General features: G+C 39.0%; 14 protein-coding genes, 6 tRNA genes and 1 pseudogene. 17 read left to right on the forward strand and 4 right to left on the reverse strand.

Features of this window, described 5'->3' with window-relative positions; all coding sequences use genetic code 11:
• The first annotated feature begins 285 nt into the window (after window positions 1–285).
• The 10 genes from CUC15_RS01160 to CUC15_RS01205 all read left to right on the forward strand — a co-directional run bounded on the left by CUC15_RS01160 (window position 286) and on the right by CUC15_RS01205 (window position 5,717).
• Window positions 286–360 (forward strand) — tRNA-Glu (locus tag CUC15_RS01160).
• Between the two features lie 4 nt (window positions 361–364).
• Window positions 365–440, forward strand: a tRNA-Val gene (locus CUC15_RS01165).
• Window positions 441–443: 3 nt separating this feature from the next.
• Window positions 444–519, forward strand: a tRNA-Thr gene (locus tag CUC15_RS01170).
• 42 nt (window positions 520–561) lie between these two features.
• Window positions 562–646: transfer RNA gene (locus tag CUC15_RS01175), tRNA-Tyr, on the forward strand.
• 10 nt (window positions 647–656) lie between these two features.
• A tRNA-Gln gene (locus CUC15_RS01180) sits at window positions 657–731 on the forward strand.
• Between the two features lie 71 nt (window positions 732–802).
• Window positions 803–875 (forward strand) — tRNA-Lys (locus tag CUC15_RS01185).
• Between the two features lie 475 nt (window positions 876–1,350).
• Window positions 1,351–2,640, forward strand: a complete 1,290-nt coding sequence (locus CUC15_RS01190; RefSeq protein WP_114914977.1) for a hydroxymethylglutaryl-CoA reductase, degradative — start codon at window positions 1,351–1,353, stop codon at window positions 2,638–2,640.
• Complete coding sequence (gene mvk / locus CUC15_RS01195; RefSeq protein WP_114914978.1) at window positions 2,637–3,599, forward strand: mevalonate kinase; 963 nt, start codon at window positions 2,637–2,639, stop codon at window positions 3,597–3,599. Before CUC15_RS01190 ends, mvk begins: the two co-directional genes overlap by 4 nt.
• Before the next feature lie 36 nt (window positions 3,600–3,635).
• Window positions 3,636–4,613 (forward strand): diphosphomevalonate decarboxylase, encoded by a 978-nt coding sequence (gene mvaD, locus CUC15_RS01200; protein WP_114914979.1) that lies wholly within the window; start codon window positions 3,636–3,638, stop codon window positions 4,611–4,613.
• 18 nt (window positions 4,614–4,631) lie between these two features.
• A complete protein-coding gene (locus tag CUC15_RS01205) occupies window positions 4,632–5,717 on the forward strand; it encodes a phosphomevalonate kinase (RefSeq protein ID WP_114918346.1) in 1,086 nt (361 codons plus the stop codon).
• A 101-nt stretch (window positions 5,718–5,818) separates the two neighbouring features.
• Here the strand turns inward: CUC15_RS01205 and CUC15_RS01210 are convergent, their stop codons facing one another.
• Complete coding sequence (locus CUC15_RS01210) at window positions 5,819–5,974, reverse strand: aspartyl-phosphate phosphatase Spo0E family protein (RefSeq protein WP_242985919.1); 156 nt, start codon at window positions 5,972–5,974, stop codon at window positions 5,819–5,821.
• 176 nt (window positions 5,975–6,150) lie between these two features.
• Between CUC15_RS01210 and sigW the strand changes: the two genes are divergently transcribed.
• The 5 genes from sigW to glmM all read left to right on the forward strand — a co-directional run bounded on the left by sigW (window position 6,151) and on the right by glmM (window position 11,314).
• Window positions 6,151–6,714 carry an RNA polymerase sigma factor SigW gene (gene sigW / locus CUC15_RS01215; protein ID WP_114914980.1) on the forward strand — a complete coding sequence of 188 codons (564 nt, stop codon included), beginning with the start codon at window positions 6,151–6,153 and terminating at the stop codon, window positions 6,712–6,714.
• Between the two features lie 8 nt (window positions 6,715–6,722).
• The gene (locus CUC15_RS01220; protein ID WP_423241352.1) at window positions 6,723–7,370 is read left to right on the forward strand and encodes a zf-HC2 domain-containing protein; all 648 of its coding nucleotides are present in this window, start codon (window positions 6,723–6,725) and stop codon (window positions 7,368–7,370) included.
• A gap of 488 nt (window positions 7,371–7,858) precedes the next feature.
• A complete protein-coding gene (gene cdaA / locus CUC15_RS01225) occupies window positions 7,859–8,680 on the forward strand; it encodes a diadenylate cyclase CdaA (protein WP_114914982.1) in 822 nt (273 codons plus the stop codon).
• Complete coding sequence (locus CUC15_RS01230; protein WP_114914983.1) at window positions 8,673–9,899, forward strand: CdaR family protein; 1,227 nt, start codon at window positions 8,673–8,675, stop codon at window positions 9,897–9,899. The genes cdaA and CUC15_RS01230 overlap by 8 nt, the downstream gene beginning before the upstream one ends.
• A 71-nt stretch (window positions 9,900–9,970) precedes the next feature.
• Complete coding sequence (glmM, locus tag CUC15_RS01235) at window positions 9,971–11,314, forward strand: phosphoglucosamine mutase (protein ID WP_114914984.1); 1,344 nt, start codon at window positions 9,971–9,973, stop codon at window positions 11,312–11,314.
• 224 nt (window positions 11,315–11,538) lie between these two features.
• Here glmM and CUC15_RS01240 read toward each other — a convergent pair whose 3' ends face one another.
• The 3 genes and pseudogenes from CUC15_RS01240 to CUC15_RS20755 all read right to left on the reverse strand — a co-directional run bounded on the left by CUC15_RS01240 (window position 11,539) and on the right by CUC15_RS20755 (window position 13,294).
• Window positions 11,539–12,042 (reverse strand): L,D-transpeptidase family protein, encoded by a 504-nt coding sequence (locus CUC15_RS01240; protein WP_423241369.1) that lies wholly within the window; start codon window positions 12,040–12,042, stop codon window positions 11,539–11,541.
• The gene (locus CUC15_RS01245) at window positions 12,039–12,374 is read right to left on the reverse strand and encodes a L,D-transpeptidase family protein (RefSeq protein ID WP_162800245.1); all 336 of its coding nucleotides are present in this window, start codon (window positions 12,372–12,374) and stop codon (window positions 12,039–12,041) included. Before CUC15_RS01245 ends, CUC15_RS01240 begins: the two co-directional genes overlap by 4 nt.
• Before the next feature lie 114 nt (window positions 12,375–12,488).
• Window positions 12,489–13,294 (reverse strand): annotated as a pseudogene (locus tag CUC15_RS20755) (divergent polysaccharide deacetylase family protein).
• A 223-nt stretch (window positions 13,295–13,517) separates the two neighbouring features.
• Here CUC15_RS20755 and CUC15_RS01255 point away from each other — a divergent pair.
• Both CUC15_RS01255 and CUC15_RS01260 read left to right on the forward strand, forming a co-directional pair.
• Window positions 13,518–14,378 carry a hypothetical protein gene (locus tag CUC15_RS01255; RefSeq protein WP_114914987.1) on the forward strand — a complete coding sequence of 287 codons (861 nt, stop codon included), beginning with the start codon at window positions 13,518–13,520 and terminating at the stop codon, window positions 14,376–14,378.
• A gap of 588 nt (window positions 14,379–14,966) precedes the next feature.
• A complete protein-coding gene (locus CUC15_RS01260) occupies window positions 14,967–16,760 on the forward strand; it encodes a S9 family peptidase (RefSeq protein ID WP_114914988.1) in 1,794 nt (597 codons plus the stop codon).
• Window positions 16,761–16,879: the final 119 nt, after the last annotated feature.

Here is a 16,879-nt window from a genome sequence, read left to right on the forward strand (position 1 = left end):
TTTTACATGGGGTGAGGATGCCCAAAAGGAAAATTCCGGATTCGGGAAATAATAATAATCAAATAGGGGATGTAAAAAAACGAATTATCGTGAAATAAGTCGTTTGCTAAAAATTTATTGATGGTGAAAAAGGCGTCATTACGCGGATTAAACGCAAGTTTCATCTTGTTTCTACATTTATTTTAAAAAAATGTAAATTTCCCCTTTACAAAGTATGGGGAACTGGGTATAATAAAATTCGTTGGTCCGAAAAGACAACAAAACATATGAAATCTTAAATTTCATGGCCCGTTGGTCAAGCGGTTAAGACACCGCCCTTTCACGGCGGTATCACGGGTTCGAATCCCGTACGGGTCACCATTATGGAGGATTAGCTCAGCTGGGAGAGCACCTGCCTTACAAGCAGGGGGTCGCAGGTTCGAGCCCTGCATCCTCCACCATACGCCGGCCTAGCTCAATTGGTAGAGCAACTGACTTGTAATCAGTAGGTTGGGGGTTCAAGTCCTCTGGCCGGCACCATGTCTCATCTATGTATAAACATCTGTTTATAGTTAACAATATGGAGGGGTAGCGAAGTGGCTAAACGCGGCGGACTGTAAATCCGCTCCCTCAGGGTTCGGCAGTTCGAATCTGCCCCCCTCCACCATTATTATTGTTGGGCTATAGCCAAGCGGTAAGGCATCGGGTTTTGATCCCGTGTATCCTAGGTTCGAATCCTAGTAGCCCAGCCATTTTTTAAATTTGAATTTATGTTCTTTAATTTAAAAAGGTCCGCTCAATAAGCATAAAGTATTTTCAGCACGAGCCATTAGCTCAGTCGGTAGAGCAATTGACTTTTAATCAATGGGTCGAAGGTTCGAATCCTTCATGGCTCATCTTACTTTAAATAAAAGGTTATACATCATGGATAGTATAAATGCGTAAACAAGGTCGTTATGATTGTAAACAACCTTGTTTATTTGCATTATGCGGAATTTTTTTAACTTAATAGATACAGTGAAATTTCAGAAAATTAAGGTTTAGCCGATCCTTTTAGTGGCAGAACTGCCTTCGTTGCACTAATTCGTTAAGAAAGTACTAAAACTTTCTTAACTACCATAGAAAATCCTCAAGTAAAGTGACTCAAATAAAGAAAAATCACCAGAACGTGGTATAATTTATATAATAGATAAAAAGCTAACCTAAAAAGTCGGTAAAATAGAAGTTACAAATTTCATCGTAATTATTAGAAGAAATTCCGCTGAAATTAACATATTAAACGATAAATCTTAGCCGGCCAGGATTTCGCTTTTATGAACTGAACATACTATATATAATAGAACGGATTTTCCATATAGAAGGATGATATGTATGAAAACCTCCAGAATTCCTGGTTTCTATAAAATGACTGTTGACGAGCGGCAGGAATTAATCAAAGAGATGCATCCTTTTTCTGAGCAGGAAAAAGATGAATTTTTTTCTATTTCACCGTTAGCAATTGATACAGCTGATAATATGATTGAAAATGTCATTGGCACCTTTCAATTACCGTTAGGATTAGGATTGAACTTCTTAATAAACGGGAAAGACTATGTTGTACCGATGGCAATTGAGGAAGCTTCTGTAGTTGCCTCAGCTAGTCATATTGCGAAAATTGTCAGACAGGCTGGCGGTTTTACGACGGAAGCAACGGGAAGAGTGATGATTGGACAAATCCAAGTTGTGGGTTGTACTGATTTTTACGTTGCAAAAGAGGCAATAATAACAGAAAAAGAAAATATCATTATGGCTGCGAATACTGCTTATCCTAGCATTGTTGCTAGAGGTGGCGGAGTAGAGGACTTAGAAGTGCGAATTCTGAACGGGGATTCGGATTCTAAGTATGGCCAAATGTTAATTTTGCATCTTTACATTAATACAGTTGATGCTATGGGTGCGAATATTATTAACACAATGGTCGAATCTGTTGCGCCTTTAGTTGAAGAAATTACAAACGGCAAAGTATATTTGCGAATTTTATCAAATTATGCGGATCGAAGCTTAGCACGTGCGCATTGTATCATTCCTCCAGAATTGCTTGAAACTGGAGGATTTTCCGGAGAAGAAGTGCGGGATGGTATTATTCATGCATTTGAATTTGCAGATTCGGATCCATATCGTGCGGTGACGCATAATAAAGGTATTATGAATGGAATTGACCCGGTTGTCATTGCTACTGGTAATGACTGGAGAGCTGTTGAAGCTGGGGCACATGCCTATGCAGCAAGAAGCGGGGCATATCGTTCGATGACAACTTGGTCAAAGGATCAGGCAGGAAATCTAGTTGGTGAACTTGAATTACCGATGTCCGTTGGAACGGTCGGTGGTGCTACTAAGGTGCATCCACTGGCGAAGATGGCATTGAATATACTTGATATAAAATCGGCTCAGGAACTCGCCCAAGTGATTGTTGCAGTAGGATTAGCGCAAAACCTTGGAGCATTAAAAGCATTAGTAACAGATGGTATTCAGAAAGGTCATATGGCCTTGCATTCTCGTTCTGTTGCAATTGCGGCAGGAGCTACAGGGGAGATGATTGATATCGTTGCAAGAGAATTAGTAGAAACGAAACAAATCCGTGTTGGAAAAGCTATAGAATTGGTGGAAAAGTATACAAAATGAGTGCAGAGAAAGTAACAACTACAGAGAAAACAGCTATTGGTGTAGCTCATAGTAAATTAATTTTGATTGGGGAGCATGCGGTTGTACACGGACAACCTGCCATTGCTATTCCTTTCCCATTAATTGGTGTTGAAACGGCGATTGAATATGTACCAGGTTCCATTAAATTGGATAGCAAATTTTATCATGGACCCCTTGATTTAGCTCCTGAATCATTACAAGGAATTGTTGAATGCATTAAGGGTACAATAGAGTACCTTGAATTACCTTGTCAGGATTTATTAATTCGGATTAACTCTTCCATTCCTCCAGGTAAAGGGCTTGGTTCAAGTGCTTCTGTAGCAATTTCGGTTATCAGGTCGTTGTTTGCTTATGCAGATATGAGCTATACAGATCAGGAGCTATTGGATTTAGCCAATATTGCGGAGACCGTAGCACACGGTTCGCCGAGCGGCTTAGATACCCTTACCATTACCTCCGATTTACCTGTTTGGTTTGAAAGGGAGCAGCCGATTGACTATATTAAGCCGAGCGATGACTTCTATTTTATCGTTGCTGATTCCGGAAGATATGGTGACACTCGGTCATCGGTTGAAACGGTAGCGCGTTTATTAAAGTCTGCTCCGAAGCGAATCCAGCGGAAGCTAGATCGAATTGGTGAATTAACGTTTCAAGCAAAGCACGCTTTAGAAAGAGCAAGTAAGCAATTTTTAGGTCAGCTATTAAATGAAGCTCAAAAGGAATTAGAAACACTAGGTGTAAGTGATGCAGGCTTAAATCGACTTATCCACTATGCACGTAAAGAGGGTGCACTTGGTGCGAAATTAACTGGTGGTGGAAATGGTGGATGTATTATAGCCCTTGCGAAGGACGAAGTACATTCAAGACAGCTTGCAGAGAAATTAAAAAACTATGGTGCACAGGCAGTTTGGCCACTTGTATTAAAAAAACAAGGCTAAACATGTGTAGGATGAAAGGGTTAAAGAGGAATTATGATGAAAGCGACAGCGAAGGCTCATACAAATATAGCGCTAATCAAATATTGGGGAAAGCGTGAAGAGGCATTAATTTTGCCGACGAATAATAGTCTTTCTTTAACATTAGATGGTTTTTATACGACAACAACGGTAGACTTTCGTGACGAATTATCACAAGATGTTTTTATGCTGGATGATCAGGAAGTTACTGGCGAAGCTTATCAACGTGTGACGAAATTCCTCGATTTAATCCGCGGACTTTCTGGAAAAACGGACTTATATGCAAATGTCCACTCAATTAATGAAGTGCCGACAGCGGCTGGGTTTGCTTCTTCTGCATCTGGATTCGCAGCACTTGCTGCTGCAGGTGCAAAAGCGATTGGACTTAATTTAAATGATCAGGAGCTTTCACGCTTAACGCGTCAAGGCTCTGGTTCTGCATGTCGTTCAATCTACGGCGGCTTTGCAGAATGGGAAATGGGCGTCCGACTTGACGGTTCTGATTCTTATGCGGTACCAATTGCTCCTAAAGAGCACTGGGATATTCGAGTTGCAGCTGTTGTGCTTTCTTCAACAATGAAAAAAGTGTCGAGTCGTGCTGGAATGAAGCGAACAGTAGAAACATCGCCATTTTATACGGGCTGGATTGACAGTATTCCAAATGACTTAAATGGAATAAAAGCTGGAATCCAGGAGAAGGATTTCGAAAAAGTAGGAGCGATTGCAGAAGCTAATTGCTTGAAAATGCATGCAACAACGCTTGGTGCGAATCCTCCATTTACATACTGGCACGATACAACATTACGAGTGATGCATACTGTGCAGAAAATGCGGGAGAATGGAATTCCTGCATATTTCACAATTGATGCAGGACCGAATGTGAAGGTGCTCTATTTACCAGAAGATGAAGCAAAGGTTGAGAATACCCTTCGTAATATCGCTGGTGTGTCAGATGTGCGGTTAAGTAGGGCAGGATCAGGAATAACCTATCTTTAGGGGTGGAACATATTGTCAATGACGATTAAAGTACCTGGGAAATTAATGATAGCAGGAGAATTCGCGGTTCTCGAGCCATACCATAATCTAGCGGTATTGGCTGTGGATCGATTTGTTTATGCCAAAATTGAGGGAGATTATGAGAATCGCTTAACATTACTGGATTTCCAACTTGAAAACCTGGCTTTTGACTTTATAAATAATAAAGTGAATATCGCTATTAATGATCGCCGAACTCGTTTTGTTGGTGATGCAATGACCATTGCTTTGACGTACTTAAAAGAGCAAGGGTTAAATCCAGAACCATTTCACCTTTCGATTAAAAGTGAGCTGGATGATGAATCTGGTGTAAAGTACGGCCTTGGCTCAAGTGCTGCGGTTGTAACCTCAGTCGTTACTGCGATACTGACAAAGTTCCTTGCAGCAAAGCCAGCAGAGGAACTAATTTTTAAACTGGCTGCTATCTCTCATGTCGAAACACAAGGAAATGGATCGGGTGCAGATGTTGCAGCTTCCTCTTATGGTGGTTTACTAAGATATGCATCGTTCCAAGCAGAATGGCTGCATAGTGAATACATAGCAAGCAATTCGATTTCCGACCTTGTGGCAAAAGAGTGGCGTTATTTTTCTGTTAAGCCAATGAAGCTGCCGCAAAATATTCATTTTTGTGTCGGCTGGACAGGAAAACCGGCATCGACTGCGAAACTTGTCGATGTGATAAGACAATTGAAGTCGGATAATCTCGAACAGTATGAGAAATTCCTTCATGATAGTGAAGCAGCAGTTGGCACTTTCTTTAAGGGAATGGAAGAAGAATCAGTTGCCGATTTACTAGAGGGAGTTAAGGCGAATCGACAGGCACTTGCTACTGTTGGAAAGCATGCGAATGCCCCGATAGAAACGCCGTTACTCGCGACTTTATGTAACTTGGCAGAACAGTTCGGTGGTGCAGGCAAGCCTTCTGGTGCAGGTGGGGGCGATTGTGGGATTGCTTTTATGCCGTCTCGTGAGCAAGCTACAGAATTAATGCGTGCCTGGGAAGAAGCTGGCATCAAGCCATTAGCGCTACAACCCAATTCGCATGGTGCGATGCTAATTGAGTGAACTACTATAACATCATGATGAAAAGACATAAATGCTCAATGTTACTTCCCGAGCCTTTATGTCTTTTTTTTTCTGTCTATTATCAAAGGAGCTGTTCATCCTTAATTCACCGAGTAGTTTAAGTATTCATTGATCAGTCTGTCTAATTTCATGCTAGACAAAATGACAGGTTCTGAGGTTAATTCGTATTCATCGCTTAATTGAATCATTTCTTGACGGCATACTTCAATTTTTTCTAATAACATAGATTTAGTCACAAAATTGTCCTCCTATCTAGTATACTATATTAAGAAATTACCCAATTAAAAGCAATAATAAACTTGTTACATTTTTGTGACGGACGGGAAAGAAAATAATTTTTAATAGGATCATCTGAAACCTTTTTTAAAACCAATACGTATTATAAATACCGCAAGCAAGCGGAGGTAGCTGAATGGATCAAATAATTAGAGAGAAAATAAAACAAGTAAAAAAAGGAGACCAAGCAGCCTTTAGTGATGTTGTTGAATTCTATCAAAATAAAATTTATCAACATTGTTATCGAATGCTTGGAAATGCACATGAAGCCGAGGATATGGCGCAGGAGGCGTTTATTCGTGCTTATGTAAACATCGATTCCTTTGATGATGGGAGAAAATTCTCAACGTGGTTATATCGGATAGCGACCAATTTAACGATTGATCGAATTCGAAAACGAAAGCCAGACTTTTTTCTTGATGCAGAGATAAAAGGAACAGAGGGGTTAGACATGTATTCACAGCTCGCTAGTACAGATATTTCTCCTAGCGACAAAGTGGAGGGCATTGAATTACAACGCTATATCCATCAAGAAATTTCTGAACTTCCACCGAAATATCGCAGTATTATTATTTTACGATATATTGAGGAGTTCTCCCTTCAAGAGATTAGCGAAATTCTAGACATCCCATTAGGAACGGTAAAAACCCGTATCCACCGAGGAAGGGAAGCTTTGAGGAAAAGGCTTCGTCATGTGTAAAGGAGAGTGTGATCCACTTGAATGCTCATAGTGAATCAATTGCATTAATGCATAAATATTTAGATGGTGATTTAAATAAAGCAGAAGAACAGCAGCTAAAGGGGCATTTGGAGGGCTGTGAAGATTGCCAAGCACATCTTCGAGATCTGAAACGAACGATTGCGTTGCTCCAAAGCTCAGAACATATAGAGGCACCACCTAGTTTCGCGGAAAAAGTAATGAATAATTTACCGAAAGAGAAGAAACGTATGAAATACAAGCGCTGGGTCAAATCCCACCCAATTATTGTCGCTGCCGCAGTATTCTTTATTTTTATGCTAGGTGGTATGTTTACAGATTGGAATCAGGATAGCCAGCTCGTTGTCTCGAAACAGGAAAACTTGATTATACAAGGAGATACGGTCATCGTTCCTGAAGGTGTAGTCGTTGAAGGCGATTTACTCGTTAAAAATGGCAATTTAGTAATCGAGGGTGTAATTGATGGCGATGTAACGATTGTAAACGGAGAATTGGTTGAAAGTAAATCGCTGGATGGAGAGGGTCTTATGGCCTCTGTCGGCGAAATTAATGGCGAGCTAAAAACGGTCAATCGCATGTTTGAATGGCTATGGTATCAGATTAAAGGCTTCTTTTCTGGAGTGTTTTCGACTGATTGACTAGAAAACTGAGGTGCAGCCAAGTTTTTGGGTGACAGAGCTGCCTTAGTTACACTTATGCAGTAAGAACGTTTTATACTTTCTTATCTACCAAATCAAACCTGGATAAATAAGTGCTTATCCAGGTTTTTTGTAAGAATTCTTCTGAAGGTTGCTATTTACGCGATAAATTATAGTTGCTCACAGGCATATCATACGATAGAAAATCCCATATACATAAGCATTTTGCAGGTATCCCCCATCACTCCACTAAAATGTTATGGCAGTAGAAAGCTTAGAAAATTTGTAAATATTTGCGTGTATCTGCTGCTGCCTGTCATAGGGATAAAATGGAAACCATTTAAACTAATTGAATCTTGGCTTTTGGTAAAAATTATAAAAAGCGCTTGTCCAAGATATATATATGGCCTGCAGTTGTGATATAATTAAATCTAGACTATTTATCGAATAGTAACAATTCATTTCAGGTGCAAAAGGGATGTGTGAACATGCTCGATGGGGGATTCAACTTTTTTGAAGTACTTAGAATATGCATAGATATTGCTCTTGTCTGGTATGTGTTATATAAATTAATAATGCTAATCAAAGGTACAAAGGCAATCCAGTTATTAAAGGGAATTGCAGTAGTATTAGCTGTCTGGGGAATAAGTATTCTCCTGGATTTGCAAACAATTCGATACCTATCCAATCAAATTATTCTTTGGGGATTTCTGGCAATTATTATACTTTTCCAGCCTGAGTTAAGAAGGGCCCTTGAGCAACTGGGGAGAGGGAATATCTTTTCAAGAACGACGAGGTCAGAAGAAGAAATTATCACAAAAAAAATTGAAGCGATTATTGAATCCTGTAAATATATGGCGAAACGACGCATCGGTGCATTGATTTCAATCGAAGGCGAAACAGGAATTGGTGAATATGCTGAAACAGGAATAGAAGTAGAGGGCAATTTAACACATCAACTTTTAACAAATATATTTACACCGAATACACCATTACATGATGGTGCTGTCATCGTTAAAGGCGAAAGAATTCTAGCTGCGGCTTGTTACCTCCCGTTATCAGAAAGTCCTTTTATCTCAAAGGAGTTAGGAACAAGGCACCGAGCGGCGATGGGGATTAGTGAAGTAACCGATGCATTAACAATTGTTGTATCTGAGGAAACTGGAGCCATTTCTTGCACAAAGAATGGTGAGCTGCACCGAGATATAGATGAGGAAAGACTTCGTCAAATGCTAACTGCCCACCTTATTTTATTCGAGAAGAACCCCAAACGTAAAACTTGGAAATGGAGGGGGAATAAGAATGGATAATTGGTTTAAGAGCAAGTGGTTTGTCAGGGCGATTTCATTAGCCTTTGCGATAATATTGTACTTTTTCGTAGATGTTACATTGAATTCGTCGGCGAATGACTCTAGCATTCCTAATAATGCGAATAACCTTCAGACTTTCGATGATGTTCCTGTCGAGATTAAAATCGATGATGAGAATTATGTTGTTAGCGGGGTTCCAGATTATGTTACGGTTACTCTTTCTGGTCCACCTGCAATTTTGACACCAACAACGTATCGACGTAATTTCGATGTGTTTGTTGATTTGGAAGGATTAGGCGAAGGGACACATATCGTTGAACTTGATTATAATATCACAAGTGAATTAGAAGCCTATATCGAACCGAAAACGATAGAGGTTGATATTGAGGAACGAGCGAGTGAACAGTTCCAGGTTTCTGCTGAATTTATTAATCAAGATAAATTGCCAAAAGGCTATGAACTTGGTGAATATACGATTGAACCAGCTGAAGTAACGCTGACGAGCTCGAGGGCGGTTATTGATCAAATTGGTGTTGTCACAGTCTTTGTTGATGTTGCTGGATCAGAAGGTCCTATTAAGAACCGGGAAGTTCCGGTGAATGTATACGATGGTCAGGGGAACGAGGTTAATGTAAGAATCGTTCCAGAAACTGTACAAGTTTCTGCGGAGATTAACAATCCAAGTAAAGAGGTGCCAATTGAAGTAGCGACATCGGGTGAATTGCCTGCAGGGTACACGCTCCAGTCTGCTACTGCAACACTTGATGAGGTAGAGATATTTGGTAAGAGTGATGTATTAGATTCGATTACAAGCATTTCCACAAAAGAGATTGATTTATCGGAACTGACTGAATCTGGTACGGTTTCCGTAGAACTGGCACTGCCAGACGGTGTGGCGGTAAAAGGGAACGAGCCAATTGAAGTAGAGATAGAACTGGAACAGACTAAGAAACTAGAGAATATACCGATTGATATTGAGGGATTACAAGAAGGACGAGTTATCCGCTTCGCTCAGTCAGGAACGGATACAATTGATCTTACGCTCACAGGAAATGAAGCAGCAGTGAAGGAAATTACGAATGAGGATTTTCAGGTCAATATAAATGTCAACGATCTTGACGAAGGACAGCATGAGGTACCAATTACAATTGAAGGTCCAGAATCTAACGATGTAACGGTGACACCGGAATTTGAAGAAGTTCAAGTTGTAATTAACTAATTTCATAACGGATTGTTTCAAGCAAGGATAAGTTGATCATTGTTTGAAAAGGAAGTAAAGGAGAGCTAAAAATGGGAAAATATTTTGGAACTGATGGGGTTAGAGGAGTAGCAAACGAAGGACTTACGCCAGAATTAGCCTATAAACTAGGACGTGTTGGTGGCTATGTACTGACAAAACAAACAGAGAAGCCAAAAGTAATCATTGGTCGTGATACGCGAATTTCTGGACATATGCTGGAAGGGGCACTTGTATCTGGTCTGCTTTCCATAGGGGCTGAAGTGATGCGCTTAGGAGTAATTTCTACACCAGGTGTTGCTTATTTAACAAAAGCATTGAGTGCACAAGCGGGTGTTATGATTTCTGCTTCACATAATCCTGTAGAAGATAATGGAATTAAGTTTTTTGGTCCTGACGGGTTTAAATTAACTGATGAGCAAGAAGAGGAAATCGAGCGCATTATGGATGGAGAAGATAATTTACCACGCCCAACCGGTGGAGACATTGGTATAATTAATGACTATTTCGAAGGCGGGCAAAAATATCTCTCTTTCCTTAAAACCACCATTGACAATGACTTTGAAGGAATGCAAATTGCATTAGACTGTGCACATGGTGCAACGTCAAGTTTAGCAACACATTTATTTGCTGATTTAGAGGCGGATATCTATTCAATCGGTTCATCTCCAAATGGACTTAATATTAATGACGGTGTTGGCTCTACACACCCTGAAACATTGCAAGCTTATGTATTGGAAAAGGGTGCAGATATTGGACTTGCTTTTGATGGTGATGGCGATCGTTTGATTGCTGTTGATGAAAAAGGCGGCATTGTTGATGGTGACCAAATCATGTATATTTGTGCAAAATACATGAATGAAAAAGGTCTACTGAATGAAAACACTGTTGTATCAACAGTAATGAGTAATATTGGCTTCTATAAAGCAATTGAAGAAAATGGCATGCGCAGTGACAAGACTGCTGTAGGTGACCGTTACGTAATGGAAGAAATGCGTAAAGGCGGCTACAATCTTGGTGGAGAACAATCTGGACATATTATTTTCTTAGACCATATCACAACAGGTGACGGTATGCTCTCTGCAATCCAACTTGTCAATGTTATGAAGGAAACGGGTAAACCTCTATCAGAATTAGCTGGTGAGATGACAATCTTCCCACAAGTACTAAAAAACGTTCGAGTGACAGATAAAAACGAAGCATTAACAAATCCTGTCATTTTAGACGAAATAGCAGCAGTGGAAAGTGAATTAGGTGATCTTGGTCGTGTACTTGTTCGTCCTTCTGGAACCGAGCCGCTTGTACGTGTAATGGTGGAAGCACCAACGAAGGAAGAATGCGACAAACATGTGGATCGAATCGTGAAGGTTACTGAAGATTTATTGGGATTTAAATAATAATTGAAGATAAAGCGAAGGCCACTCCATATCATGTGAGTGGCCTTTTTTGGTCCAGGGTGCAAGGATGAGGTGAGAGTGAAGGCTGACGAGCGAAAAAACCGATATATTTTAAATCATGCCGATATATCATACGTTGACGCCGATATGATATGAAAACACGCCGAAATATCACCCATACATGCCGATATTCGACAAATGGTTTATTGTTTGTAGGGATTGGTCTATTCTAATATTCCTAATTCAATGTACATTCTTTGACCTATATTACCCGTAACTTTTAAGTCCCGGCTTCTTTGAAATCGCTTGACGGCATCTTCTGTTGTTTTTCCATAAATACCATCTACTTCGCCATAATAGAAGCCTGCTGCTTTTAGTCGCTTTTGAACAAGTTGCACAAGGTTCCCTTTTGAACCTACAGCTAAATTCCTAAACTCCCATTCACCAAAACCAGTAATTGGACCATCAATGTAAACCATCGTACCAACATTAATTATTGTATATAATTCTTCCACATCTTCATTACGCATACGTATACAGCCACTGCTGACATTCTTACCAATCAGAACAGGTTTGTTATTACGCATACGTATACAGCCACTGCTGACATTCTTACCAATCAGAACAGGTTTGTTTGTTCCATGTATGCCGAAATTTCCCCACGGAACGTCAAGACCAAGCCATCTTGTACCAAATCCGTGTCCCCAGTTTATCGATTTATCAATTATTGTAAAACGACGATTGGTGTTGGTGTTCGATCTTTACCAGGACCGATAGGGTACTGCTTTATCACTTTTCCATCTTCTAAGACAGATAGCTGGTTTTCCCAAAGATTGATGTATACTTTCGTGATGCCCTGTTTATTTGCTTCAACGTTTTGCAGAATTGTAAAGGAAAGGATAAATAGGAGCAGGACTTTTAAAGTAAATTCAAATTTTCCGTTCCCACTAACAAGTGAATGTATTTTTTCCAAGTAGGTCATCTTCTTCATTTGGTAATTGTCCTCACTTATGTACTTATCAATATGTGCATTACGATAAACTTTCCCAATCTCTGACACCTGCTCACCACGCATCTTTACAAAAATAATGCCTTAAGTCCCTGTATTTGCTAAACGGCAAAGTAGTGTGATGGATGACTTTTGAACGAATCATCCATCTCCCTCTAACTTGTTCTATTCAATTCCATCGATTATTTTAAATTCAGGTATTAAATTAGTTAGTGAAACTAATTCTGCTTTCATTTGATACGCGGGAATGTATTCTTTTAGGACGTTAAATGTCATTGGCCCAGGTACTCCAACATGACCAATAGCAATCATTTGTTCACGGTTTATTAATTGCTGCGACAGTAAATCTGCTTGTTTCTTAATATGTTGCGGGGTATAAACATCATCAAAAAAGAGATTATTTACTAAAACAGGGACATTCATTTGTGCAGCCACTTCACTTACAACACTATTTGCCGTTGTCTGACTATCAAGGAAAAATAAAGCGTTTTCCTTGCACACTTGGAGAATTATCTTCATGATTCTCTCATCCTCGGTAATCTTAGAACCCATATGATTATTCATTCCGACAGCATGAGGCACATCTTTAATTGCAGACTCTACACGTTCTCTAATTTCCTGATCACTTAAATCCGATGTGATGGCTCTAGGACCAAGCCAGCTTTTCTTCCCTTTTTTGGTTCCATTGGTAAATGGATAATAACTTCGTGGCCATTTTCATATGCAAGTGCTGCATCTGTTTTTGTGGAGGGCATAAAGGGCATAATCGCTACAGTTAATTTTATCGGTAAATGAAGTATTTCCTCCGTTCCTTTCATATTATTACCCAGATCGTCTATTACAATAGCCAACTCTTTTTTAACTTGTGAAGATGGTTCCGCAAAAGCAGGTTGTACAAATAATAAAAGAGAAAGTAAGCTACAAATAAATATTCTCATTACCCACACCTCATTTTTTTTTACTTTTATCATTCCCAAATATCACAAAAAATTGGAATAATGTTAAGGTAACTTTTGGTAAAAGAAGTCTAACTCTGTAGCTTATAAGCGATATAATATTTTATCGTTTTAACTAAGAATGGAGATGTAAAGGAAAGGGAATCAGTTGCTGCAGATTGGGCAAAATATTTTAAACGCGCTTGCTATGTTTACTTTATGCAGCTAGAAAGAAAATATAAAATAATGGAGAAATCAAATGAAAAGTTTTTATAAAACACTTGTCATTATCTTGATGATGATCTTTCCAGTCAACTATCATGTGAAAGCTGTGGAAGAGGAAAGTAATACAGTTCCTCTAAATTTAAGGATCAATATGTTACCTTGGCAAGAAGTGACAACGATACTTCCTAATAAAACAACGTTTACAATCATAGATTTCGAAACTGGATTATCTTTTCATGTTCAACGAAGAGCAGGAAAAAGCCATGCAGATGTACAGCCGTTAACAAAGAAAGATACAAAAACAATGAAGGAAATTTATAATAATAAATGGAGTTGGAAAAGGAGAGCCGTCATTGTAAAAATCAATGATCAATTGATTGCAGCATCGATGCATGGAATGCCACATGGCGCAGGTGCTCTTAACAATGGATTTCCAGGTCACTTTTGTGTGCATTTTATAGGAAGCACAACACATAGATCGAATAAAGAAGATCCTGCCCATAAAATAATGATCTTGAAGGCAGGCAATCAGCTTGATAATTACTTATCTAAGGTAAATCCTCAGGAGCTAATTCAAACTTTTGCTGTTGCAATTAATCAGGAAGATGATTATTTATTGGATCAGATCCTTACAAAATCGGATCATCAGCAGGATTTTAATGAACTTGTCAAAGATATAACAAGAATCGATATAAGTGAGAAGGAACTTTTAAAATCACAACTGGAAGGAGATCATGCACAGCTAGTCAAAGTACCCGTCGTAGTTAAGATTATGACAAAGGAAGATGGAAGGTTAAAGAAAGAAATATCATTTACGATCCAAAGAATAGGTCTAACCGATCGCTGGCTAATTAATCGTGATGAACTATATGAGGAATTCATTGCTGGAGAATAGGGCAGCCATGTAAGTAGGTGCCCTATTCTCTTGTGGAACGCGGGGTGAAAGCTTGCTGCAGATGAAAGAGCGGATGCCTGTGACTGATCGAAAATACCGATATATTTTAAAACGCGCCGATATTTCAGCTGTATACGCCGATATATTGCGAAAACACGCCGAAATATTATTCGTTCACGCCGATATTCGACAAGCGTCTAGTTGTTCGAATGTTCCATTAGAGTATCATTATACTACAAACCTGTGAATCGAAAATGTATTTAAATTAGGTTTGGAGACGGCATATGGCGGAACGCAGAACGTAAATGTTTCCCATATGCTGATTTGAAAGTTAAACAAACGTTTGTTTTAATTACTTGACGCTTCCACATCTATTTTAAATTCTCATTCCTCACAAATTCTAAAAATCCACTCTTCAAGCACACTACGAAATTTTGTTCAATTTATTTCCCCTATTCTAACTAAAATCTCAGATAATAATTAGTTCCGTTAAAAGCTAATATGCTATACTTAAATTTGAATAATAAGAAATATTCAGATGTTATAAGCAATGTGAAAAACAGGCAGATTGATGAGGGGAGAACGTTGATGATAAAATTTCCAAAACCAACTGTGGAGCAGTTCTTTCGTACTTATGCTATATCTGATTTCGCTGTAAGTAGGGATGAGAAGCGGCTAATATTTAGCTCTAATTTAAATGGGAAGATGAATTTATGGGCAATCGACTTAGATGAAAATAATTTTCCATATTTATTTGCACATCATGATGAGCAAACAAGCTTTATTAAATTTGATCCAAAAAATCGATATGTTTTAGCTGGATTCGATAAAGATGGTGATGAGAACGATCAGATTTATGCAATACCGATTGAGGGCGGCTTACCACAGCCTTTAATAACAGGTGAAGCAGAAGATAAATATTACTTCTCCCATCTAAGTGAAGATGGAAAACGGATTTATTATGTTACATCAAAGGAAAATCCATCCTATCTCAATACTCATGTCCGGAATTTGGAGGATAACTCGGATACTTTATTAAATAAAGGAGAGATATCAACAACGGAACTAGCGGCAGTTTCTGCTAATGAAAAGGCATTTGTGTATCTGCGTTCTTTTGCAAATACATATGTGACTGGTGCGGTTAAGGCTGGAGAGGAAACATTTAGTCTTACACCGAATCAAGAGGTAGTTCATGTCGTATTTGACCCAATTTTCACGGAAGACAATACAATCTACTTTATCACAGACTATGAAAGTGAATATAGCTATGTGGCAAAATTCAATTTAGCTACTAAAGGATTTACTAAAATAGTCACGATTGAAAATGAAAGTGTGCAGTCACTTAAATGGGATAAACAACATAATGCGTTCTATTTAGTTACAGAAAAAGGGGTAACTGATGTATTGTACCGTTACTCATTAGAGACGGAAAAAGTGGAAACGCTACCTATTCCGGTTGATTTGATAGATAAACTTTCGATTACAAAGTCAGGAAATCTCTATATTCTGGGTAGAAGTGCAACCATTCCATCGAATATTTATCAATCTCAGGATGGAAAGGAATGGAAGCAGCTGACAGATAATCGGGTACTTGGCTTATCTACGGAGGATATGGTTGAGCCTGATGTTGTATCTTATCCTTCATTTGATGGGATGGAGATTGAAGCATTATTATTTAGGGCAAAGCCAGAAAACGATAATGGCTATACCATTCTTTGGCCGCACGGCGGTCCACAGGCAGCAGAGAGAAAGAATTTCCGTTCTATGTTTCAATGTTTTCTTAACCGTGGCTACACTATTTTTGCGCCTAACTTCAGAGGGAGTACTGGCTATGGATCATCGTTTGTAAAACTAGTGGAGCAGGATTGGGGAGAGGGTCCAAGATTAGATAATGTTGCTGGGGTCGAGTGGCTATTTGAAAATAATATTACATCCAGAGATAAATTATTTTTAGTTGGCGGCAGCTACGGTGGCTATATGGCATTACTGCTGCATGGACGTCATCCGGAATATTTCAAAGCAGTCATTGATATTTTTGGTCCATCAGATTTATTCACGTTTGTAAATTCGGTTCCACCGCATTGGAAACCGATTATGGATCGCTGGATTGGAGATCCTGAACGGGATAAAGAGCGATTCATTAAGGATTCGCCAATTACCTATTTAGATAGTATGACAAAGCCGATGCTTGTCATTCAGGGGGCAAAGGATCCACGAGTAGTGAAGGCAGAATCTGACCAAATTGTCGCAAAGCTCAAAGAAAAAGGCCGAGATGTAGAATACTTCGTGATGGAAGACGAAGGGCATGGATTCTCTAAGAAAGAGAATGAAATAAAAGTATATACGCTGATGCTGGAATTTATGGAGAAGCATCAAAGTTAAGTAGAAATAAAGTCACGAAGTTTATCAAGAAGATGAGCTGTTTGGAAAAAATGCGAGAAGCTTTGCCTCTTTGGAATTTTAGTCTAAAGGGGTACTTTTATATAAACAGACTAAATCGT

This window comes from Oceanobacillus zhaokaii (assembly GCF_003352005.1).
Taxonomy (GTDB): domain Bacteria; phylum Bacillota; class Bacilli; order Bacillales; family Amphibacillaceae; genus Oceanobacillus; species Oceanobacillus zhaokaii.

What these genes read in the sequence shown, in the direction of transcription:
- CUC15_RS01255 (WP_114914987.1), top strand. Translation starts at nt 13,518, where the DNA reads ATGAAAAGTTTTTATAAAACACTTGTCATTATCTTGATGATGATCTTT.
- mvk (WP_114914978.1), top strand. Translation starts at nt 2,637, where the DNA reads ATGAGTGCAGAGAAAGTAACAACTACAGAGAAAACAGCTATTGGTGTA.
- sigW (WP_114914980.1), top strand. Translation starts at nt 6,151, where the DNA reads ATGGATCAAATAATTAGAGAGAAAATAAAACAAGTAAAAAAAGGAGAC.
- CUC15_RS01205 (WP_114918346.1), top strand. Translation starts at nt 4,632, where the DNA reads ATGACGATTAAAGTACCTGGGAAATTAATGATAGCAGGAGAATTCGCG.
- CUC15_RS01260 (WP_114914988.1), top strand. Translation starts at nt 14,967, where the DNA reads ATGATAAAATTTCCAAAACCAACTGTGGAGCAGTTCTTTCGTACTTAT.
- glmM (WP_114914984.1), top strand. Translation starts at nt 9,971, where the DNA reads ATGGGAAAATATTTTGGAACTGATGGGGTTAGAGGAGTAGCAAACGAA.
- CUC15_RS01230 (WP_114914983.1), top strand. Translation starts at nt 8,673, where the DNA reads ATGGATAATTGGTTTAAGAGCAAGTGGTTTGTCAGGGCGATTTCATTA.
- CUC15_RS01190 (WP_114914977.1), top strand. Translation starts at nt 1,351, where the DNA reads ATGAAAACCTCCAGAATTCCTGGTTTCTATAAAATGACTGTTGACGAG.
- cdaA (WP_114914982.1), top strand. Translation starts at nt 7,859, where the DNA reads ATGCTCGATGGGGGATTCAACTTTTTTGAAGTACTTAGAATATGCATA.
- mvaD (WP_114914979.1), top strand. Translation starts at nt 3,636, where the DNA reads ATGAAAGCGACAGCGAAGGCTCATACAAATATAGCGCTAATCAAATAT.